Genomic DNA, 22,472 nt, shown 5'->3' on the forward strand with positions numbered 1-22,472 from the left:
TAGTTATTCGTATTTTTCTTAAAATCTAAACTGTAAATTCACAAAATATGATCTTCCCTGAGTGTACCAGTATTTCGGAGCAAACAATGAGAATTCTCTGTCAAGATCCTGAGAGAAAGTAGGATACTTAGCATTTCTTGTTTGTTCGAAACCTCCTGTAATGTATCTTTTATTATCTAAAATATTATTAACAGATGCAGAAATCAAAACATAATATTTACCGATCACCCAAGATTTTCCTGCGTTAGCATTGAAGAAGAATGAAGATGGTAATTTATTAGGTTCTAAAACTCTTCTAAGATCAGATTCTGATAAACCGTAAAACGGCGTAGAAGACGTACTGTTTTGAGTAAACGATTCTGTTCTCACCAATGAAGATGGATCAAGATAATTATCATCAAAATAATTCCAGTTAGCACCTACCCACCAATATTTAGGGTTGTTGTAACGGAAACCTAACGAGAATGCCTGCTGAGGAGTTCCTCCCTGACGATAGTTTTTAATATAAGATTTACCTACACTTGTATAAGAAAGTCCATTTGCGAAAACCCCTGCGGCATCAGATGCAAAGTAAGTCATCGGGTCATTTTTGTAAGTATACTGTCCGTAACTTGCTAATCCCTGTAAAGATAAAGTAGGAATAACTTTAACATCAAATCCTAATTCTACCCCCATATTTCTTTTCTTAACATCAGTCATCACCTGAGTTACAAAAGCACTCTGCACATTGGTTTGGTTACCATCTGCATCTACGCTTTCCAAAGGAATACCATCAGCAAAGAATCTCTGTACCGTAGTTTCGTTGTTTGTGTCTACTAAGAAACCTGTTAATCTCATTTTTAAGAAAGGTGTAGAGATCACATAACTAAGGTCATTAGCATTCACAACCATATTCTTAACATTAGGGGCAGTAGATCCGTTTACCCTAGGGTTAATGAATAAATCTTCCAAGAAAGGCGCCTGAGAATAATATGCTCCGTTGTATACAATGAAGTTTCTACCATTCACTTTATAGACAGCCTGCCCTTTCATTCCATACGTCCAGAAGTTGTAATCTGCTCCTTTTCCTTTAGAATCTTTGTATAAATAATGATTGAATAATCCTTCTCTGTTTGAAGTAGAATATCCTGCCATCGCAGAAATAAATACATCAAACTTTCCTGTAGAAAATTTCAATCCCGGATTTACTTTTACTTCCTGTCTTCTGAAAATGTAGTCGTAAGTCATTCTATCACCTACTTTTTTCGTTACATTTTCTTCTCCTTCGTTATATAAACCAGATTTCCCTGGTTGGTTTGTTGCAGCAAACGGATCTTTGTTCAGCACAAAATCAGCACCTAAAAGATCATTTACTTCTCTGTATTGTTCAGAACGGTAGTTTTGATAAGATACGTTTAATAAGAACTTAGTCGTATCATTAAAATTGTGAATAAAATGCGTTGCAGCATTCCAAATTTTATCATCACTTACGTCATTTACAAGATAATACAATGCTCTTTTTCCTGTTTGACCGTAATAATTGTCAATAGGCTGCTGCATATTTCTTCTGTAAAGTCTGTCCCAATTTAACTGAGTAACATTAGGATCTCCTGATTGCCAACCTGCCAATGAAGTCTGATAAGCATCCTGAGAAGTAGTTGTAATTCCATTTGGACCTAAAACAGAAGCATTAGGATCTAAAGAATCATAATAACTTGGTAGGTTTCTGTAATAAGTTGGTGATGGGTTTTGTACATTCTGCCAATCTAAACGAGAACCTTTGTCTTTTCCGAACTGATAAGAAACAGATGTCCAAAGACTTGATTTTTTATTGATTTTCCAGAAATCCTGAAGCTGGAATAGAGGCTGAAAACCTTTTCTTACTCTCTCACTTCTCTGTTCGCCATTCTGATATCCCCAATAAGAATTATAATGTACACCTCTGTAATCATAAACCTCCTGAGTACTAGGACTCGCTGTAGATCTTCTATAAGGTGCACCAATAGCATTAAATGTTATCGTATGTTTATCACTGAATTTTTTCTCAATACCAACGTACGCGCCGTAAGCATCATAGAATGTTCCTTCCTGAATTCCTTCTTCTGCCCATCTTCTAGCTCCCATTACCGTAAACGCCCATCCTTTTTTGCTCATTCCTGAGGTATATCTAAGAGATGTTCTGTTTCTGTAATTTCTGTTCGTTAAAGATTGAGTAAACTGGAATCCTTTTCTATACTCACTAGCCTTTGTATTTTTATAAATAACCGAGCTGTTACCTCCGAATGAATATTCTGATGGTGAATGATTTGCTGAAATTTCAGGGTATCTTGTAATCTCATTAAGACCACCCCAGTTTCCAAAATCAACATTACCATTATCAGATTTAACCATAGAAACACCATTCAACATAGATTCTCCCGATCTTCCGTCAATTCCTCTCGGACGGAACCAGTAAAATCCTAAATCAAATGCCGCGATTCTGCTGAAAACATCCTGAGAAGACTGTAGCAAACCTACTGTAGAAGCCTGGCTGTTGCTGCTATCGTCATCGTCGTCGCTGTCTATGATTGCCAATCCCTGATCCGCGTTTGTAAGAGTAGGATAAAGAGTAATTGCTCCTAAATCCTTTCTTTTCTCGTCACTGGTTACGTCAAACTCCATTACTTTTGTTTCGTAATTCGGTTTCGCAATCATAATTTGGTAATGCCCCGGCTGCAAATCAACAAACTGGAAATATCCAATTTTATCGGCCGTTACATCATTGTCATTCCCTTTAAGATCTACTTCTGCCCTTTCAACGGGCTTCCCATCAGCATCTTTAAGATACGCAAATACAGTAGTCTGCGCAAAATAGAATGAAGCGGGAAGTAAAGTAAATAAAGAGACTAATGATAGTTTTTTAATCATGAGTATATTATTTTTTTTAAATACTTTTTACCTTAATTATCAATAGGTTAAAACTTGGGGGCACAAATTTAGTCAAAATTTATAATTAACAATTTTTTTAACATTATTTTTTCTTAACATTGCAAGCTTTTAGGATAAAAACGAGTAGCTCTTCATTAAATTATTATAAATTTACAAATAATTAAAACTGAAAGAGTTAAAAAAAAGTAAATTTGTCGATTAATTAATTTTAATATTAAATGAGAAAATTTTTAAGTTTTATTGCCGTGATTTGTACGGTAATGACTTTTGCACAACAGCAAGGTAAATTAAGAAAAGTAGCCGCAGTAGGCTTTTTAAATGTAGAAAACCTTTGGGACACGATCCGTTCCGCAGATTATATAGATGGTACAAAAGATATAAAAAATCCGGCTTTCCATAGAAGTATTCCTTTAGATTCTATTAAATTTTTAGAAGCTGAAAAATATGACGGAAATTGGAGCGACAGTTCTCTAAAAGGTAAAAAAGCAGTAAGATATCAAAGCGGTTCCGAGGAATTTACACCAAGTAGCGGTAAAAATTACAATACTAAAATTTACAAAGCGAAATTGGCTAATGAAGCTAAAGTAATTTCAGAACTTGGTTCACAATATACGAAAACAGCTCCGGCAGTTGTTGGTTTAATTGAGGTTGAAAACAGACAGGTTATTCAGGACTTAATTAAACAGCCAGCTTTGGCAAAATTCGATTACGGAATTATTCATTACAACTCTTATGATTACAGAGGAATTGATGTTGCTTTGATCTATCAAAAAAGAAGATTTACGGTAACAAATTCTCTTAAAAAAGAATTGAAAGTTTACGGTGATGACGGAAGAAGAGAATACACAAGAGATATTTTGGTAGTAACGGGCTTCCTTGATAATGAAAAAGTAGCGTTCTTTATGAATCACTGGCCTTCAAGAAGAGGTGGTGAGGCAATTTCTTTACCAAAAAGAAACGCAGCCGCAGCTTTACTGAAACAACAAATGGACAGTATAAGAACAGCAGATCCTACGACAAAACTTTTCGCAATGGGAGATTTTAACGATGATCCTGTGAGTTCAAGTTTAAAAAATCATTTAAAAGCTCAGGCAAGTCCGAAAGATTTAAGTGATGCAAATCCTTATCTTAATTTGATGTATCCTTTGTACAAAAAAGGGATTGCTTCTCTGGCATATCAGGATGCACCAAACTTATTTGATCAGATTATTGTTTCTAAAAACTTAATCTCTGATCAGGTAACGAAAGACTATTCTGTTTTCAAGGCTGAAATCTACGCTCCAGCATATTTAGTCAATAAAGAAGGAAATTATAAAGGCTATCCTTTCAGATCCTGGAACGGGGATCAGTTTACAGGAGGTTACAGTGACCACTTTCCGGCATTTGTGATACTTCAAAAAGAACCTTAAAATATAAAGCACTCGATTTGGGTGCTTTTTTTGTGTAACTTTATGAGTATGAAAAATTTAATTCTAATAGTATTCATCCTACTGATTCCTTTTAGTTGTTCAGCACAAGCAAATCCTAAAAGTGATCAGGAAAAATCAGAAATGAAGCCTGAAAAGAATGATGATGGTGAATGGGATCTTACGGTAATCGATACCCAATTTGATTATTTCCTGAGCGCAGTTGCAAAACCAATGAGCCAATACTCAGAATCTTATTTAAAAACTAAAAATACATTTTTGGTTAGTGAATGGAATTCCTATTACACTTCAGGAAGATATCGAAACGTAATTGAATCATCCATAGATTATGATTCAAAGGAAAATTACGGGTTAAAATTCGAATATAAATTATATCAGGTTTTCGCCTATGTAAACTGGAAATATGGATTACGCATGAACGGACTTTCCGGAGGTGATGCTATAAGGTAATAAAAAAAGGTTCAGAAAGTTCTGAACCTTTAATTTTTATATCGTCTGAAGATTATTTGTTGAATAATTCCTCAACTTTATCCCAGTTTACAACAGAGAAAAATGCTGAAACATAATCAGGCCTTCTGTTTTGGTAGTTTAAATAATAAGCGTGCTCCCAAACGTCAAGTCCTAAAACAGGAGTTCCTTTAACGTCTGCAACAGGCATTAACGGGTTATCTTGGTTTGGAGTTGAAGAAACTGAAACAGAACCGTCAGCATTTTTAACTAACCAAGCCCATCCAGATCCGAATCTTGTTTTAGCAGCTTCAGAAAAATCATTTTTGAATTTTTCAAGACCACCGTAAGTTTCGATAGCAGCTTTTACGTTTCCTACAGGCTCATTGCTTCCTCCTGGAGTTAAAATTTCCCAGAATAAAGAGTGGTTGAAGTGACCTCCACCGTTGTTTCTTACTGCAGGCTTGTCAGTTCCAGTCTGGCAGATCTCTTCGATCGTTTTTCCAGCTAATTCTGTACCTTCAATTGCTTTATTTAAATTGTCGATATATGCTTGGTGATGTTTCGTATGGTGAATCTCCATAGTTTTAGCATCAATAGTTGGCTCTAATGCATCGTAAGCATATCCTAATTTTGGTAATTCAAATGACATAATTTTATTTTTAATGTTATAATTCAAAGTTAGCCAATAAATGACCGATTATCAAAAATTGGGGATTATTTTAATAAATCTTTAACATTGATACAGTAGATTCTATAATACTTTTAATTAAAAAAATTAAGTTTAGAAAAAATCAAAACAAAAAGCACAGATATAAAACCTGTGCTTCTCATTTAACAATATTAAATTAAATTATTTATTCATGGACATCAAGAACTCTTCGTTATTCAAAGTTCCTCTGATGTTTTTATTTACAAATTCCATTGCTTCAATAGGATTCATTTCAGAAAGATATTTTCTGAAGATCCACATTCTCTGAGAAGTAACCTCATCTAGCAATAGATCGTCTCTTCTTGTACTTGAAGAAATAAGATCAATAGCAGGATAAATTCTTCTGTTAGCAATTTTTCTGTCTAATTGAAGTTCCATGTTTCCGGTACCTTTGAATTCTTCAAAAATAACTTCATCCATTTTAGAACCTGTATCGATAAGAGCCGTTGCAATAATTGTTAAAGATCCACCACCTTCAATTTTTCTTGCCGCTCCGAAGAATCTTTTCGGCTTGTGAAGAGCATTCGCATCAACACCTCCAGAAAGAACCTTACCAGATGCAGGCGTTACTGTATTGTAAGCTCTTGCTAATCTTGTAATTGAGTCTAATAAAATCACAACATCGTGTCCGCATTCAACCATTCTCTGAGCTTTCGCTAAAACAAGGTTGGCCACTTTTACGTGCTTATCTGCCGCTTCATCAAATGTAGATGCGATAACTTCCGCATTTACACTTCTTTCCATATCGGTAACTTCTTCAGGACGTTCGTCGATCAAAAGAACCATCATATATACTTCAGGGTGATTAGATGCGATAGAATTTGCAATATCTTTCAACAACATCGTTTTACCGGTTTTCGGCTGTGCAACGATCATTGCTCTCTGTCCTTTCCCGATTGGCGCGAATAAATCAACAATTCTTGTAGACATTGTAGAGTTATCTCCTGCCAAGTTAAATTTCTCTTCAGGGAAAAGTGGAGTTAAATATTCAAAAGCAACACGATCTTTAATGAATGCAAGATCACGTCCGTTAACTTCTACCGGTTTTAATAAAGAAAAGTATTTTTCACCTTCTTTTGGAAGCCTTACAATACCTCTTACTGTATCCCCAGTTTTCAATCCGAAATTTCTGATCTGTGCAGTAGAAACATATACGTCATCCGGAGAAGAAATATAGCTAAAATCTGAAGAACGTAAAAATCCGTAGTTATCTGGTAATATTTCTAAAACCCCTTCAATACTAACCATTCCATCAAAGTTGAACTCCTTTCTATGGTGTTCCTGATGATCTTCGTTTCTGTCAGAATTCCTATTTTGATTTTGATTAGGGTTCTGATTCTGATTCGAATGCTGGTTTTGATTCTGGTTTTGATTCTGGTTTTGCCCTTGGTTAGGATTTTGAGCCTGTCCCTGATTAGGATTTTGATTTGAGCTCTGACCTTGATTCGGGTTTTGGTTTTTATGTTGGTTTCCACTGTTTTGTGGATGGTTTTGTCCTTTTTGAGGTCTGGCCTGCGGTTGTTGTTGAGGGTTGCTAGGCTTTTCTTCTGCTGCCGGAGCAGATTCCTGAGATTCTGTGTTTTTAGGAGCTTGAGGTTTTTCCTGAACAGGACTTTCTACATTACTTGTATTTGTAGGAAGCCTTTTTCTTTTTTTCCTTGCTGCTTCTGCCTTTGCCGCTGCATCATCATTTGCAGTTTCAGCTTTTGGAGCTTGAGGTTTTACTTCTTCGGAAACAATTTCTTTTTCAACTTCAACAGCTTTTTCTTCTTCTTTTGGTTTTGTTTCTACCGGAGCTTTTGCCTCAGGCTTAGGTTTTGGCGTCCTTTTCGGAGCAGCCTTTTTTACAGGAGCTTTCGCTTCTTTCTCTGGCGGATTTTCTTCAGTATTCATACTGCTTTCTGTGGTGTTGAAATAATCTTTTGCAACTTTAGGGTTAGAAGCCTGAAAATCAAGAACTGCAAAGATTTTATCATTCTCATTGCTGTTTCTTGCAACTTTAACGCCCAAATCCTTTAAGATTTTAGTCAGTTCCGTTACGGATTTTGACCTTAACGTTTCTATGTTAAACATATTTAATGTAAAAATGTAATTAATTGTGAGTAAGAAAAGTAAGTCCGGTGACTATTGTTTTCAAGTACATTGTATAATGCAAATCTACACTTATTTTTGAATTGTGCAAAATTTATGCTACTTTTGCCTAGAATTAAATATTCAATGCTACAAAGAATACAGACTATATGGGTTTTTCTGGCAGTTTTAGCTGCTGTGTTTCTGTTCGTTACAGGACAAGATGTTACCGTTTTCGGTAGTATTCCTGTGATAAATATTGGTAGTGTGGTACTTGTTTTGGTTGGATTACTAAGTGTATTCAGCTTTAAAAACAGAAAAAGACAAATTTTGCTGAATCATATCAGCATCATTATAAACGTTTTGTTGATTGGTGTATTGGCGTACTGGATACTAAACTTACCCGGAGGAATTCAACTTCCTGAGAAGGGTATTGAGCCGATTTTTCCTTTGATAGCGATTATCTGTCTGCTTATTGCAAACATTTATATCCGCAAAGATGAGAGGCTCGTGAAATCTGTAGACAGACTTCGATAACCGAAACAACGATTTTTTGAGTAGAACAGCTTCTTTTTAGGAGCTGTTTTTTTGTTTTTTCTCCCACAGATTTGCACAGATGATTGCGTATATTCTCTAAGTTTAATAAAAAATATGCATAAACATCTGTGCAAATCTGTGAAATCTGTGGGAAACAAAATTTATACAACTTATTGCAACATTTTATTTTAAATTGCGACAGATTATTAAAATTTATCTATTCATGAAAAAACTAGCTTATCTTACTTTATCACTTTTCTCAGCATTTACTTTCGCGCAGGAAGTTTCTAAGGAAAGAATAAATACCATAATTTCAACATTGGCATCAGACGAAATGAAAGGTCGTGAAATTGGAACTCCTGAAAATGAAAATGCAGCAAATTATATCGCCAAACTTTTCAAAGAAAATAATTTAGAATACTGTACAGGAAATTCTTATTTGATTCCATTTACTTATAAAGGAAAAACTGTTTATAATGTTTGTGGTGTTCAAAAAGGAAAAACAGATAAATATCTAGGTTTCTCAGGACATTTCGATCACATTGGAATGAACAATAAAAGTGGAGATAACATCTATAACGGAGCTGATGACGATGCAAGCGGAATCACAACTTTAGTTGGAATTTCAGATTATTTTAAAAATAAAAAACCTGAGTTTTCTATGGTTTTCATGGCATTTAATGGTGAAGAAAAAGGAATGCTGGGTTCTACAGCAATCGCTGATGATAAAAATTTAGATAAAATTTACAATAATTTATATGCGCTGTTCAATTTTGAAATGGTAGCTACAGAATCTCAATTCGGGAAAAATGCAGTTTTCATGACTGGTGATGAGTTTTCGGATTTAGATGAACTTTTTAACAAAAACGCAGTAAACGGATTAAAAATTAACGCTGATCCTTACGCTTCAGAGCAATTATTTTACAGATCAGATAATGTGAACTTTGTTAAGAAGAAAATTATTGCACACTCAATTTCAACAGCTGATATGACGAAAATTAAACATTATCACCAGGTAAATGACGATGTAAGCATTGTTGATTTTGATAATATGGGTCAAATAATCAATAATTTCGGGAAGACTTTGGAAAAATTGAGTCCTAAGAATTTCGCACCAAAATACAACGATAAAGTAAAGTTTTAATAAAAAATAAAAGAGTGTTACCTTATAAAAGTAGCACTCTTTCTTTTAAATATAGATTTTAACAAAATCGCGCTGTAACAAAAAAGATTCTATTGGGACATATTACTTAAAGTAAAATAGGATTTAGAACGTCTTATCATTATATTTTAATTAATTTTGCTATCCAATTTTTCATTGAATGAACGAATATAAAAAAATACTAAAGTTCGCGAGGCCGCACCAAAAATATATCTACGGAAGTTTATTTTTCAACATATTATATTCTGTATTTCAAATAGCTTCTTTAGGAACTATTTTACCGGTTTTGGGAATGCTTTTTGGCACGATAAAGCCTGAGAAATACGAATCGGCTCCCAGCTATTCGGGAGACATCTTAGATCTTTTCACTTATTTAAAAGAATATTCTAATTATTATGTACAAAAATTAGTCACGGATCATGGTGCGCTGACAGTACTTGCATGGTTGTGTGTTATTACGGCTTTTACCTTTTTATTGAGAAACGTATTTCGATATTTGGGATCTTTTTTATTGATTAATTATCGTGTCGGCGTTACCAAAGATCTTCGTGGCGCCATGTACCGCAAAATACTTTCTTTACCCGTTTCATTTTTTACAGAAAGCAGAAAAGGAGACCTTATGTCTCGCATGTCTAACGATGTAGGGGAAGTTGAAGGTAATATTTTAGGAAGTTTAGTTGAGCTTATTAATGCTCCATTTATGCTAATCAGTACACTGGTTACTTTATTTTTCTTAAGCACAGAAATGACCCTTTTCTCTTTATTGGTTTTACCTGTAATGGGAACAATGATCGCTTTGGTTGGAAAAAGCCTTAAAAAAGACTCACACGAAGCTCAAAACGAAATGGGAACTATATTTTCCATTGTAGATGAAACCTTGAAATCATCAAAAGTCATTAAGATCTTTAATGCTGAAAAAATAATGGATAATCGTTTTATGCAATCTATGCAAAAATGGATATCCAGCTCGATAAGATTAGGTAGAAAAAAAGAACTGGCATCGCCAATGAGCGAATTTCTAGGATCAATTACATTCTTAATCATTGCTTGGTACGGAGGAAAACAAATCATTGTAGAGCAAAGTATTTCACCAGCTGATTTCCTTGTGTTTTTAGGGATTTTCTTCCAGATTTTACCTCCTGTAAAAAGTTTATCAACGTCTATTTCTAATGTTCAGAAAGGAGAAGCTTCTCTTAAAAGAGTATTGGAAATTCTTGATGCAGATGTGAAAATCGAAGAAGTAGCAGAGCCTGTTTCAATTACTACACTTCAACAAAATATCGAGTTTAAAGACATCGGATTCTATTATGATAAAGATAATTTAATTCTTAAAAATTTCAATTTAACCATTCCGAAAGGGAAAACCGTTGCTTTGGTTGGACAAAGTGGAAGTGGAAAAACGACCATCGCCAATCTTTTAGCAAGATTCTATGATGTTTCTGAAGGTGAGATTTTAATTGATGGCGTTAGCATTAAACATTTAAAATTACAGGAATACAGAAAATTGTTGGGAATGGTAACTCAGGAATCAGTATTATTTAATGATACTGTTTTCAATAACATTTTGATGGGTAAGCCGGATGCAACGAAAGAAGAAGTAATTAATGCAGCTAAGATTGCCAACGCAGACCTCTTCATCACGCAGCTTCCGAATGGTTATGATACCAATATTGGAGACGACGGAGGAAAGCTTTCCGGAGGGCAAAAACAAAGGGTTTCTATTGCAAGAGCCGTTCTTAAAAATCCACCAATCATGATTTTGGACGAGGCTACTTCAGCTTTGGATACAGAATCTGAAAAATTTGTTCAAGATGCTTTAGAAAAAATGATGGAAAACAGAACTTCTTTAGTTATTGCACACAGACTTTCAACCATTCAAAAAGCCGACTGGATCGTAGTAATGGAGAAAGGTGATATTGTAGAACAAGGAAGTCACCACGAACTTATTGCACAAAGAGGTGTTTATCACAAGCTTGTTGAGCTTCAAAATTTTGATTAAAATACCAAGGCTGGAAGTTGGAAGTGAGAAGCTCGGAGTTTGGTAACATGATACGATTAATCTTCCTGCTTCAAATATCAATCTTCCAACCAAGTAAAATAAAATTTTTAAATGAACCCAATACAAGAGTACTTCTACAGAATTAAAGAGCCTGAAAGAAGTACTCTTCTTTTTTTAAGGAAAAAGATATTAGAATCTGATACAGAAAATATTACTGAAACATTGAGTTTCGGGCTTCCATTTTTTAAGTATAAAAAGAAAATGCTGTGCTATTTGTATTACAGCAAAAAGCATAAGAAACATTATGTAAGTTTTTATCATGGTGACAGACTTGAACATCCGGAATTGATTCAGGAAGGCAGAAAGAAGTTTAAAATCCTTTTAATCGATATGGAAGAGGATTTGCCTGTGGAGTTGATTTTAAGGTTGATTGAGGAAGTTAAACAGTATATTAGGGCTTAGGATTTAGGGTTTTAACCTACTTTTTGTATTAGGTTTTGGCTAAAGCCAATTGATTTTTGGTTTAATTGTTAAACGGGCTAAAGCACGTTCCTATTGATGAAAAACATTGCGGTTAAAATTTATTTTAATATTCATATTCATTTGTGAAAAGCATTCGTGTCATTTGTGTTTAAACAAAAAAAGACCGCTCCTTTCGAAACAGTCTTGCATATATTTTTGATTAAATCTTAATCTTTCATTCTTGCGATCACATCCAATCCACCTTTCGTGATATCTCCGATCTTGCAGATGATTTCTGTATCTAAAGGCAAGAAAACATCCATTCTTGAACCGAATTTGATGAAACCGAACTCATGTCCAGCTTTCGCCTGATCTCCTTCATTACAATAGAAAACAATTCTTCTGGCAACATATCCTGCGATCTGTCTGAAAACCACTTTATGATTTGTCATACTTTCAACAGCAACGGTTGTTCTTTCGTTTTCTGTAGAAGATTTCTCGTGCCACGCAACAAGATATTTTCCCGGGTGATATTTTTTGTAGATCACTTTTCCTGAAACCGGATATCTACAGATATGAACATTCAAAGGTGACATAAAGATAGAAACCTGAATAGCCTTTCCTTTGATAAACTCGTCTTCGTCTACTTCTTTGATCATTACTACTTTCCCGTCAACCGGAGCAATAACATTCTCTCTGTGTTCCAAAATGTCACGGTTCGGAACTCTGAAGAACCAAAATACCAAACTGTAAACAATCAATAATGGCATAATGATCAGCAGCGACCACATTTTAAGAAAATAAATAGCCAACACACTAATAATAATAAATAGTATCGTTGCTACCGTGATCGTCCCTTTTGACTCCTTATGTAATTTCATGAGATTAAATAAATTTTTCTAAAATAAAGTACAAATATACGACAGGCGCGCAAATTAAAAAACTATCCAGCCTATCTAATACGCCACCATGCCCCGGAAGGATGTTTCCGCTGTCTTTTACACCGAAATTTCTTTTCAATTGGCTTTCTACCAAGTCTCCTAATGGTGCAAATGCAGCCACTAAAAATCCAACAACCATCCAGTTTCCTCTAAGTTCAGGTTGATAATGTTCAATGAAGTATGATAAAACTAAAGTTAATACTACTCCACCAATATATCCTTCCCAAGTCTTTTTAGGAGAGATTTTGGGAGCCATTTTATGTTTTCCGAAGAACTTTCCTGTTAAGTACGCAAAAGTATCGCTGCTCCATATCAGAACAAATAAGAAAAGGACTTCTAAAGAGAACGTATTATCATAAGTCGAAAACTTTGGCAAACCTAATGCAAAACTAAACGGAAGAGCCACGTAAATGACTGTAAAAATCAGTTTTCCGCTATCGAAGTACAATTCGTTGGCATATTTAAATAAAGTAATAACAGCTATTAAAATCAATGAAAGAGCTAATATTTCGCTCAGTCTGAAATTAAAATAAAAGTCGTGATAGAAATATCTTTTAGAAAACATATAAAAAATAACCAAAATGACAGGAAATACCACCCATTTTTCATATCCTTTTCCAAATTTCATAAGCTTTACACATTCCCATGATCCTACAACCATTAGAAAAGTGATCAAACCGTAATATAAATATTGTTGTTTAACGAGGTCCGGAGAAATACTGTTGATCAGTTGCGCTCCCAACGGAGTCGTACAAAGAATAATAACTGCAACATAAACAATTCCCGAGAGCGTTCTTTGAATAAGATTTTTGTCCAAGATTTAAATTTTAGAAGTTGATGCTAATCTTCAAGCAGCAATAAAAACAGTTTTGTATTGGCATTAGAAGAAGTATCTAATTTTGACTGATTTCCGCTGATGGAAGTAAGGTTTTTAATATTTCCGTTCCTTTTGATTTTCCCCATCGCATCATTAAGATTATTTACGATCTGAGATACATTCGCCATAATAATGATTTTATTTGGCAGTCTTGAAGAATGGTAATGCAGGATATTATTGTGAGAAAGCATGATTCTGCCGTCGTAAGCAATAAGATACTCACAAGTGATGAAAGCCGCATCATTGGAATGTTCAAAATCTGAAGTATAAGGAGCTTTTACAACATTCAGAAAACTCTGAAGTTCCTTATCCCAACAAAACATATTGTTGATGCCTTCTATTTTTATGATTTGATTTAAAGTCTGTAGAGCTTCCGCTTCATCTGCACAGTAATTGAAAAATCCTCCGGAATGCGTAAACAATTGCGCAAACTTATAGTCGAGATCCGCATTTTTAAGCGAGTCCCCTAGTTTCTCCAAACTCTGTTTGTCTTCTTCCTCAGGTTGGTTGGTAAGTTTGCTTACAATTCTCTTGAATAAACTCAACTTAATTTATTTTTAGTCAACTTTATACAAAAATAGAAAATTAATTACAATAGATTCTAAAAATGTAGCCTTAAATATGAAAAAACCTGACAATTTTGTGTTGTCAGGTTTTTGTAATATGTTTTTGAGGTATTTTAAAGTTGAGTCGGGCTTTCTGGAGCCTGAATTTCACTTCCCTCTTCTTTGTCTTTGATAATGATTTCCTCACTCGGTTCTTTCGCTGCTGCGATCGTACTTGTAACAGGTCTTTCTGTTAACTCAGGATCCCATGCTCTTTTTCCGAAGATGTCCTCAAGGTCTTCACGGAATATCACTTCTTTTTCTAAAAGTTTATTCGCCAAAGCATCAAGCTTATCCTTATTCTCGGTAAGAATCTGAACTGCTCTCTGATATTGATTTTCAATAATTGATTTTATCTCAACATCAATTTTATTAGCTGTTTCCTCAGAATATGGTTTACCGAAGTTATATTCAGACTGTCCTGAACTGTCGTAGTAAGAAATATTACCAATATTTGGACTCAATCCGTATACAGTAACCATTGCCTGAGCTCTTTTCGTTACACTTTCCAAGTCAGATAATGCACCTGTTGAAATATTGTTGAAAATAACCTGCTCTGCTGCTCTACCTCCTAATGTTGCACATAATTCGTCCAACATCTGTTCAGTCGTTGTCAATTGTCTTTCTTCAGGAAGATACCAAGCTGCTCCTAAAGAACGTCCTCTCGGCACAATCGTTACTTTTAACAATGGAGCTGCATGTTCTACCAACCAAGAGATTGTAGCGTGACCAGCTTCATGATAAGCAACTCTCTTCTTCTCTGAAGGTTTGATTGCCATATTTTTCTTTTCAAGACCTCCGATAATTCTATCTACAGCATCAAGGAAATCCTGTTTAGTAACTGAAGTATGACTATTTCTAGCTGCGATCAATGCCGCCTCGTTACAAACATTAGCAATATCAGCACCACTGAATCCAGGAGTTTGTTTTGCTAAAAACTCTCTGTCAACCGTATCATCAAGCTTAATTTTAAGCAAGTGAACATCAAAAATCTCTTTTCTTTCATGTAATTCAGGAAGGTCAACATAGATAGAACGGTCAAAACGTCCTGCTCTCATCAAGGCTTTATCTAAGATATCAGCTCTGTTGGTTGCAGCCATAACGATTACGTTCACGTCTGTTCCAAATCCGTCCATTTCTGTAAGAAGTTGGTTCAATGTATTTTCTCTTTCGTCGTTTCCGCCTGAGAAGTTGTTTTTACCTCTTGCACGTCCGATAGCATCAATCTCATCAATAAAGATAATTGCCGGAGATTTTGCTTTTGCCTGAGCAAAAAGATCTCTAACTCTTGAAGCACCTACACCTACAAACATTTCAACAAAATCTGAACCTGAAAGTGAGAAGAACGGAACCTTAGCTTCACCTGCAACAGCTTTAGCCAATAATGTTTTACCCGTTCCCGGAGGGCCTACTAATAGAACTCCTTTCGGAATTTTGCCTCCCAGTTTTGTATATTTTTCAGAATTTTTCAAGAAATCTACAACTTCCTGTACTTCTTCTTTTGCTCCTTCCAATCCTGCAACATCTTTAAATGTTACCTGAATTCTTTCTTTTTCGTCGAAAAGTTTAGCTTTAGACTTACCGATAGAGAAGATTTGTCCGCCAGGACCTCCGCCACCTCCCATCTTTCTGAAAAGAAGGAAATAGAATAATCCTAAAATAGCGATCCAGATCAAAGCTGAAAACAAGATATCCATGAACGGGTTTTTGCCCGCACCGTAATCTTTAGTCGTTTTAATCGCCGGATTTGTTGCTTTTACCTGATCAAATTTTTGAAGGAAAAGCTGAAGATCTCCATATTTTACAGAATAATCTGCTTTTGGAGCCATCTCAAAACCTGATAACGGATTGTTGTCTTTGGCTTCTTTACTTACCATTGCTGTTTTGGCAGCCTTAGTTAAGAAAATATCAGCCTTTTCGGTGTCTTTGTATATAATAATGTTCTGAACTTTCCCCGTCTGCAATTCTCTGAAGAAACCATCTTCATCAATAGATTTTGCACTATCGCCTCCTAAAAAATTGGAACCGAAGAATAACAAAAGAGCTATGATCGCAATCGGAAAAAACCAGTTAAATCCTTTATTGTTCATTTATACTTTTTAAAATTTAATATTCATATTCAATTTTTGTGATTGCTGCATCTCCCCAAAGTTCCTCGATGTCATAATATTCACGAGTTTCTTTCTGGAAAATGTGCACCACTACGGTAACATAATCTACCAAAACCCACATAGAGTTTTCGGTACCTTCCACATGCCAAGGTCTATCCTGAAGATCGTTTCTCACCTTTTTCTCAACACTTCCTGCTAATGCAGATACCTGAGTGTTTGAGTTTCCGCTACAAATTATAAAAGTTTCCGCTACAGAGTTCTCAATCTTAGAAAGATCGAAAATCATGATATCTTCACCCTTTACGTCTTGGATGGCTTCAACAATTTTATCTATTAGTGCCTGCTTTTCTGCTGTTTTATTCATTAAAATATCTATAATCTGCAAATTTATTGTTTTTCTTTTACTTTAGCCTTACTTTTAGCCTTTTAAAGTCTTAAAGTTTTCTTAATGGGTCAACTATTCTATCAAAAAGAGTCTTCTTCTACTAATGACGAAATATCTCAGTTTTTACTTTATGATACTTCGGATTTTATTGGTCTTCATACTTTCAACCAGACAAAAGGTCGCGGACAGTATGGAAATACTTGGATTTCAACAGCTGAAAAAAATTTAGCTTACACTTTAGCCGTTAAAGCTGACAATTTCACGCTTACTGATTTCTTGTTCAATTATTATACCGCAATCATCATAAGGGATTTCCTTGCCAATTTGACTGAAAATATAGTGAAAATAAAATGGCCAAACGACATCATTCTTAAAAATAAAAAAATCGTCGGAATCTTAATTGAGAAGAAAAAAATTAATCAAAGCAATTATTATATTATCGGTTCGGGTATTAATATTTTACAGGAAGAATTTGATGACATTTCTAAGGCTGGATCACTTCTAACCCAGACCGGGATACGATTTGACTTAAAAGAATTCACACTAAAATACCATAACTTTTTAATTGAAAAATTAAAAAACATTCCGTCTGCACAGGAAATTATGGATCAATTTAATGAAAATCTATTCCGAAAAGATGAGATTTCCGTTTTTGAAATTAATGAAGAAAGACAAAATGGCATCATAAAATACGCCGATGAAAAAGGTGAATTATGGATCGATCTTGAAAATGACGGACTAAAATCTTTTTATCACAAAGAAATAAAATTGCTTTACTGATTCGCTCTTTTCAGATATAAATACAATGCAATTGGGAAAAAGATGATATTCGGGAACCACATTGCCAAAGCCGGAGACATACTTTTATTTTCCGAAACTACTTTTAAAGCTTCGAATGAAAATACGAATAAAAAGGCCAAAGAAATCCCTATCGCCAGGTTAATTCCCAATCCTCCTCTTTTCTTTTGAGAAGATAGAGACAGCGCCAAAAACGTCAGAATAACAATAGAAATAGGCATGGAAGTCCTCTGGTGAAGCTCATTAAGATGGCTATTCAGGTTACTATTCCCTTTTTCTTTTTCTCTTTGGATAAATTTCAGAAGTTCGGGCGTTGTTTTATTTTGACCCAACAATTCATTCGGGAAAAGTTCGTCAGGATTGTGCCCGAAATTTTTTCTTAATTCAGGACCGTTTCCTAGTTTTTCGGTATCGTCTTTATTGATTGTTTTTTCGAAATAATTACTTAAAACAAATTGTTTTTTAGCCTTGTCCCAAAGCACATCAGAAGCTTTAAGTTCGTAAGTCATCTTTCTATTCTTATCAAATTTTTGAAAGACAAAACCAGAACCTCTTTTTTCTCCTTTGTTCCAGGAATTTACAAAAATATATTCCGTTCTGCTTAATTGCGCGGAAACCGGAGCTGTACCCAAAACTTTTTCTTTATTCCTCGCATTATAAGTGTACGCCTCAAGCTGATTTTTCTGAATATTTGCCCAAGGAAGCACAAAGTGATTGATTACCAGTGATAAACAAGCAATAAACAGAGAAGTAATTAAGTACGGTTTTGCAAATCTGTGAAAACTTGCTCCACTACTGATAATTGCAACAATCTCCGTATTATTAGCCATTCGGGATGTGAAATAAATCACAGAAATAAACACCAAAATGGACAGGAAAGTCATGACCAAGTTGATAATCCAGAAAGGATAAAAATGAATAAGAAAATAAGTTAAATCTAATTTTGGATCTATAAGTTTAGCATTTTCAATTCTCGGAATTTTCTGCTGAACATCGATTACCAAAACTACTACAGACAGCAATATCAACATGAAACTGAAAGTCCCAAGGTATTTTTTAATGATATATCGGTCTATAATTTTAAGCATTTTCTTTTTTTAATGCGTTTTATTTTAATATTGATAATTTAAATTTAATAGGATTTTATCCTATTCTCTGGTAAGTCGTCCCTTTGGAACTCCTTTTCTTACAATCTTTGTCTAAGAATCGGAACTACAGAGTTTTTCCATTGATAAAAATCTCCTGCAACAATATGTTCTCTCGCCACTTTTACCAAATCTAAATAAAATGCCAAGTTATGAATTGATGCAATTTGTTTTCCTAAATATTCTTTAGAAACAAACAAATGGCGCACATACGCTTTTGAATATTCTTTATCTACAAAACTCGTCCCAAATTCATCCAAAGGCGAAAAATCGTTCTTCCATTTTTCATTTTTCATGTTCATAACACCTTGCCAAGTGAACAACATTGCGTTTCTGGCATTTCTTGTAGGCATTACACAATCCATCATATCAATTCCTAAACCAATGGATTCCAGAATATTCCACGGAGTACCAACTCCCATTAAATATCTTGGTTTGTCTTTTGGTAAAATATCGGTAACCTCATCGGTAATTCTGTACAATTCATCTTCAGGCTCACCAACGGAAAGTCCGCCAATCGCATTTCCTTCTGCACCAGCTTCCGAAATTACTTCTGCTGAAATTTTTCTTAAATCTGAATATGTAGAACCCTGAACAATAGGGAAAAATCTTTGTTTATGACCGTATAATTCTGGATTTTGCTCATTCCAATCGATACATCTTTTTAGCCAGCGATGGGTCATTTCCATGGAAGCTTTTACCTGATTGTATCCACTTGGATAAGCGACACATTCATCAAAAGCCATAAAAATATCTGCCCCGATCTGTCTTTGGATCTCCATAGACTTTTCCGGAGTAAACAAATGATAACTTCCATCGATGTGAGACTTGAATTTCACTCCTTCCTCAGACATTTTTCTGCTTCCTGAAAGTGAAAAAACCTGAAAACCTCCTGAATCCGTAAGAATTGGAAGATCCCAGTTCATGAATTTATGCAAACCTCCCGCATTCTGCATCGTTTCCATGCCGGGACGAAGGTACAAATGATAGGTATTGCCCAGAATAATTTGAGCTTTAATGTCTTCTTTTAATTCTCTTTGGTGGACTGTTTTTACACTTGCAACAGTTCCCACAGGCATAAAAATAGGTGTTTGTACCTTACCGTGATCGGTCATAAGTTCTCCTGCTCTTGCCTTACCTTCAGAGGTTTTTTCTATATTAAAAAATTTCATTCGTATACTTTTAAATCATTGCCATTAGCCGTTTTATTTTGCCTAATGGATCACGTTTCTGCATTGTTATCTTGCAAAAGACGGCACATTACCATCCTTTTTTAATTTGTCTTTTATATATTGATCCGCTTTTGGATCTTTTTCTAACAGTTTTTTCTGAGCATCGTCTGCGATACCCTTCATCTGGTCTTTTACAACATAATATTTAAAACTTTCAACAAAATCGGTAGATTTTATATTATGTGTTTTAAGGATATATCTTGTTCCCGCTTCCAGATTTTTATTTTGATACATGAAAGTTGCCTGATCGTTGATTGACAGGTCAGCAAGAATCTCGGCCATCGTATCTTTATCCACCAAGTTCTTTGGTTTATCTACATAATCACTGCATGAAAATATGCATGATAAAACGAAAATGAAGATCAGCTTTTTCATAATCTGTTGATTAATGATTTCCACTTTAAATTTAAAACACCAAAAACCGCTTCATGAATGATTCCTCCATTCATTTTGCTTTCTCCCAATATTCTGTTTGTAAAAATAATAGGTACTTCTACAATTTTATAGCCTTTTTTAAAAGCTCTGAATTTCATTTCGATCTGAAATCCATACCCTTTTAATCTTACGTTATCCAATCCTATTTCTTCTAAAACTTTTCTTGAAAAACAGACAAAACCTGCTGTTGTATCATGAATCGGAAGTCCTAAAACAAATCTCACATATTTTGAAGCGAAATAAGAAAGTAAAACTCTTCCCATTGGCCAATTTACCACATTTACTCCTTTTGAATAACGGGAACCGATCGCCATATCTGCATTTAAACAAGCTTCAAACAATTTAGGGAGATCACTTGGATTGTGAGAAAAATCGGCATCCATTTCAAAAATATAATCATAATTGTTTTGAATCGCCCATTTAAATCCATGAATGTAAGCCTTTCCCAAACCGTCTTTCACATGTCTTATCGACAAATGTAAAGTATGGGGAAACTTCTTTTGAAGATCTTTTACAATGTTGGAAGTTCCGTCCGGAGACGAGTCATCCACCACCAAAATATGAAAGTCATCTTCCAACGCAAAAACCGCGGAAATTATACTTTCTATATTTTCCTTTTCATTATAAGTTGGGATGATGACGAGTTTTTTCATTTCAATTTGCAAAGATAGTTTATTTAACCTTTTTATTTTATACAAAATAATCTATAATTTTGCAAAAAACATTCCTTTGCCGTTATCACAAAATTTTATTAATAATGTAAGAATACCTGAGAACAACGATTGGGTAATCTTTATATTGTTGGGCTGCATATTTTTATACCTATTTATGATGAATATCATAGAAAGAGGCGCCAACCTGAAAGACTTTTTGCTTCAAAAATATTTTGACGCAAGCAATAATCTCCCAAGTTGGATCATTACTTCCTGTGTAATGGCTCTTACTTTGGCCGTTTTAATCTCTCAATATATTCCGATTGTGCCTAAATACGTAGCCGATCTGAGTGTTTTGGGGTATCAATTGAATAAATTTGGGTATAGTTTAACAATAGTTATTCTGTTTTATTTCATAAAAACGACTTTAGGGTTTGTTTTTTATCAAAGTATAGGTGATGGTAAAAAATGGCTGGTTTTTTATTTTACCTCTACCAAATTTTATTTCGTTTTGTCATTTTTGTTGATAATTTTATGTGTAACCCACTACTATTTCCCTATTGACAGAAATAAAATGTTTTTATACTATTTGTTCTTCTTTTCTTTTGTATTCATTTTCAAAGTTTTTTTCTATTTATTTCACAAGAACAATGTTTTACCTGAAAAATGGTATTATAAATTTTTGTATATTTGCACCCTCCAAATCGCACCTTTATTGTTGCTTTGGAAACTATTATTTTTTTAATAAATGTCAATGATGAGAATAAAGTCTATATTGGTTTCTCAACCAGCGCCTAGTGAGTCTTCTCCATATTTGGAAATAGCGAAGAAGGAAAAAATAAAGATTGACTTCCGCCCTTTTATCCACGTCGAAGGAGTTGACAACAAAGAACTTAGAACACAGAAGATAGATCTAACGCAGTACACTGGAATTATTTTTACCAGCAAAAATGCGATTGACCACTATTTCAGACTTGCAGAAGAATTGCGTTTCAGCGTACCGGATACGATGAGATACATTTGCCAGTCCGAAGCAGTTGCCAACTATCTTCAAAAGCATATTGTGTACAGAAAAAGAAAGATCAGTTTTGGGGAGAAAAACTTCTCAGACTTGGCTCCTCTTTTCAAAAAATTCCCTACTGAGAAGTATCTGTTACCTTCTTCAGATGTTTTAAGCCCGGATATCATTAAAACTTTAGATACCTCAAATGTAGATTGGACAAGAGCGATCATGTACAGAACAGTTTGCAGTGATTTAACAGATATTACGATTAAAGATTATGATATGTTGATATTCTTTAGTCCACAAGGAATTAAATCTTTACAACAAAATTTCCCTGAATTCAAACAGGACGAAACTAATATTGGTGTTTTCGGTAACACAACATTAGCAGCCGCCGAAGAAGCAGGATTAAGAGTAGATTTAATGGCGCCTACAAAAGAAACGCCATCCATGACAATGGCCCTTGAAAAATACATTAAAGCGCTTCATAAATAGCTTTTACTATAAAATATAAATCAGCCGTCTTTTCATTTAAAGGAAAGATGGCTTTTTTTTAACTAAATT

General features: G+C 34.5%; 21 protein-coding genes. 9 read left to right on the forward strand and 12 right to left on the reverse strand.

Annotated features, from left to right (window positions below):
- Positions 1 to 18: 18 nt before the first annotated feature.
- Positions 19 to 2,886: a carboxypeptidase regulatory-like domain-containing protein gene (locus tag SB689_RS07315; protein WP_410691480.1), complete on the reverse strand. Its 2,868-nt coding sequence runs from the start codon at positions 2,884 to 2,886 to the stop codon at positions 19 to 21.
- A 239-nt stretch (positions 2,887 to 3,125) separates the two neighbouring features.
- On the opposite strand from SB689_RS07315, the gene SB689_RS07320 reads away from it, so the two are divergent.
- Together SB689_RS07320 and SB689_RS07325 are read left to right on the forward strand one after the other, a co-directional pair.
- A complete protein-coding gene (locus SB689_RS07320; protein ID WP_410691481.1) occupies positions 3,126 to 4,316 on the forward strand; it encodes an endonuclease in 1,191 nt (396 codons plus the stop codon).
- Between the two features lie 48 nt (positions 4,317 to 4,364).
- Positions 4,365 to 4,784 (forward strand): DUF6146 family protein, encoded by a 420-nt coding sequence (locus SB689_RS07325; RefSeq protein WP_410691482.1) that lies wholly within the window; start codon positions 4,365 to 4,367, stop codon positions 4,782 to 4,784.
- 52 nt (positions 4,785 to 4,836) lie between these two features.
- Here the strand turns inward: SB689_RS07325 and SB689_RS07330 are convergent, their stop codons facing one another.
- Complete coding sequence (locus SB689_RS07330) at positions 4,837 to 5,433, reverse strand: superoxide dismutase (protein WP_410691483.1); 597 nt, start codon at positions 5,431 to 5,433, stop codon at positions 4,837 to 4,839.
- A gap of 201 nt (positions 5,434 to 5,634) precedes the next feature.
- Positions 5,635 to 7,566, reverse strand: a complete 1,932-nt coding sequence (rho, locus tag SB689_RS07335; protein ID WP_410691484.1) for a transcription termination factor Rho — start codon at positions 7,564 to 7,566, stop codon at positions 5,635 to 5,637.
- 144 nt (positions 7,567 to 7,710) lie between these two features.
- On the opposite strand from rho, the gene SB689_RS07340 reads away from it, so the two are divergent.
- The 4 genes from SB689_RS07340 to SB689_RS07355 all read left to right on the forward strand — a co-directional run bounded on the left by SB689_RS07340 (position 7,711) and on the right by SB689_RS07355 (position 11,723).
- On the forward strand, positions 7,711 to 8,100 hold the full coding sequence (locus SB689_RS07340; RefSeq protein ID WP_410691485.1) for a DUF4293 family protein: 390 nt from the start codon (positions 7,711 to 7,713) through the stop codon (positions 8,098 to 8,100).
- 223 nt (positions 8,101 to 8,323) lie between these two features.
- Positions 8,324 to 9,244, forward strand: a complete 921-nt coding sequence (locus tag SB689_RS07345) for a M28 family peptidase (RefSeq protein ID WP_410691486.1) — start codon at positions 8,324 to 8,326, stop codon at positions 9,242 to 9,244.
- A 178-nt stretch (positions 9,245 to 9,422) separates the two neighbouring features.
- On the forward strand, positions 9,423 to 11,261 hold the full coding sequence (locus SB689_RS07350; protein WP_410691487.1) for an ABC transporter ATP-binding protein: 1,839 nt from the start codon (positions 9,423 to 9,425) through the stop codon (positions 11,259 to 11,261).
- Positions 11,262 to 11,372: 111 nt separating this feature from the next.
- Positions 11,373 to 11,723, forward strand: coding sequence for a DUF1801 domain-containing protein (locus tag SB689_RS07355; protein ID WP_410691488.1), 351 nt, complete (start codon positions 11,373 to 11,375; stop codon positions 11,721 to 11,723).
- 227 nt (positions 11,724 to 11,950) lie between these two features.
- Here SB689_RS07355 and SB689_RS07360 read toward each other — a convergent pair whose 3' ends face one another.
- The 5 genes from SB689_RS07360 to rsfS form a co-directional block, all read right to left on the reverse strand.
- Positions 11,951 to 12,604, reverse strand: a complete 654-nt coding sequence (locus SB689_RS07360; RefSeq protein ID WP_410691489.1) for a phosphatidylserine decarboxylase family protein — start codon at positions 12,602 to 12,604, stop codon at positions 11,951 to 11,953.
- 4 nt (positions 12,605 to 12,608) lie between these two features.
- Positions 12,609 to 13,481 (reverse strand): phosphatidate cytidylyltransferase, encoded by an 873-nt coding sequence (locus SB689_RS07365; RefSeq protein ID WP_410691490.1) that lies wholly within the window; start codon positions 13,479 to 13,481, stop codon positions 12,609 to 12,611.
- A 23-nt stretch (positions 13,482 to 13,504) separates the two neighbouring features.
- Positions 13,505 to 14,086: an LUD domain-containing protein gene (locus SB689_RS07370; protein ID WP_410691491.1), complete on the reverse strand. Its 582-nt coding sequence runs from the start codon at positions 14,084 to 14,086 to the stop codon at positions 13,505 to 13,507.
- Positions 14,087 to 14,220: 134 nt separating this feature from the next.
- Entirely contained in the window at positions 14,221 to 16,236 is a 2,016-nt protein-coding gene (ftsH, locus tag SB689_RS07375; RefSeq protein ID WP_410691492.1) for an ATP-dependent zinc metalloprotease FtsH, read from the reverse strand.
- A gap of 16 nt (positions 16,237 to 16,252) precedes the next feature.
- Positions 16,253 to 16,621, reverse strand: coding sequence for a ribosome silencing factor (gene rsfS, locus SB689_RS07380; protein WP_066753570.1), 369 nt, complete (start codon positions 16,619 to 16,621; stop codon positions 16,253 to 16,255).
- A gap of 84 nt (positions 16,622 to 16,705) precedes the next feature.
- On the opposite strand from rsfS, the gene SB689_RS07385 reads away from it, so the two are divergent.
- Entirely contained in the window at positions 16,706 to 17,422 is a 717-nt protein-coding gene (locus tag SB689_RS07385; protein WP_410691493.1) for a biotin--[acetyl-CoA-carboxylase] ligase, read from the forward strand.
- Here SB689_RS07385 and SB689_RS07390 read toward each other — a convergent pair.
- The 4 genes from SB689_RS07390 to SB689_RS07405 form a co-directional block, all read right to left on the reverse strand.
- The gene (locus tag SB689_RS07390; RefSeq protein WP_410691494.1) at positions 17,416 to 18,528 is read right to left on the reverse strand and encodes an LptF/LptG family permease; all 1,113 of its coding nucleotides are present in this window, start codon (positions 18,526 to 18,528) and stop codon (positions 17,416 to 17,418) included. The genes SB689_RS07385 and SB689_RS07390 overlap by 7 nt on opposite strands.
- Before the next feature lie 98 nt (positions 18,529 to 18,626).
- Positions 18,627 to 19,757 carry a tRNA guanosine(34) transglycosylase Tgt gene (gene tgt, locus SB689_RS07395; protein ID WP_066753573.1) on the reverse strand — a complete coding sequence of 377 codons (1,131 nt, stop codon included), beginning with the start codon at positions 19,755 to 19,757 and terminating at the stop codon, positions 18,627 to 18,629.
- A gap of 66 nt (positions 19,758 to 19,823) precedes the next feature.
- The gene (locus SB689_RS07400; RefSeq protein WP_410691495.1) at positions 19,824 to 20,192 is read right to left on the reverse strand and encodes a DUF4296 domain-containing protein; all 369 of its coding nucleotides are present in this window, start codon (positions 20,190 to 20,192) and stop codon (positions 19,824 to 19,826) included.
- A complete protein-coding gene (locus SB689_RS07405; RefSeq protein ID WP_066753575.1) occupies positions 20,189 to 20,905 on the reverse strand; it encodes a polyprenol monophosphomannose synthase in 717 nt (238 codons plus the stop codon). Before SB689_RS07405 ends, SB689_RS07400 begins: the two co-directional genes overlap by 4 nt.
- A 178-nt stretch (positions 20,906 to 21,083) precedes the next feature.
- Here SB689_RS07405 and SB689_RS07410 point away from each other — a divergent pair, with 178 nt between their 5' ends.
- Positions 21,084 to 21,650, forward strand: a complete 567-nt coding sequence (locus tag SB689_RS07410; protein WP_236848498.1) for a DUF4271 domain-containing protein — start codon at positions 21,084 to 21,086, stop codon at positions 21,648 to 21,650.
- 12 nt (positions 21,651 to 21,662) lie between these two features.
- Positions 21,663 to 22,403, forward strand: coding sequence for a uroporphyrinogen-III synthase (locus SB689_RS07415; RefSeq protein WP_066759579.1), 741 nt, complete (start codon positions 21,663 to 21,665; stop codon positions 22,401 to 22,403).
- Positions 22,404 to 22,472 lie beyond the last annotated feature (69 nt).

The organism is Chryseobacterium sp. SIMBA_038 (assembly GCF_046535115.1).
GTDB lineage: Bacteria > Bacteroidota > Bacteroidia > Flavobacteriales > Weeksellaceae > Chryseobacterium.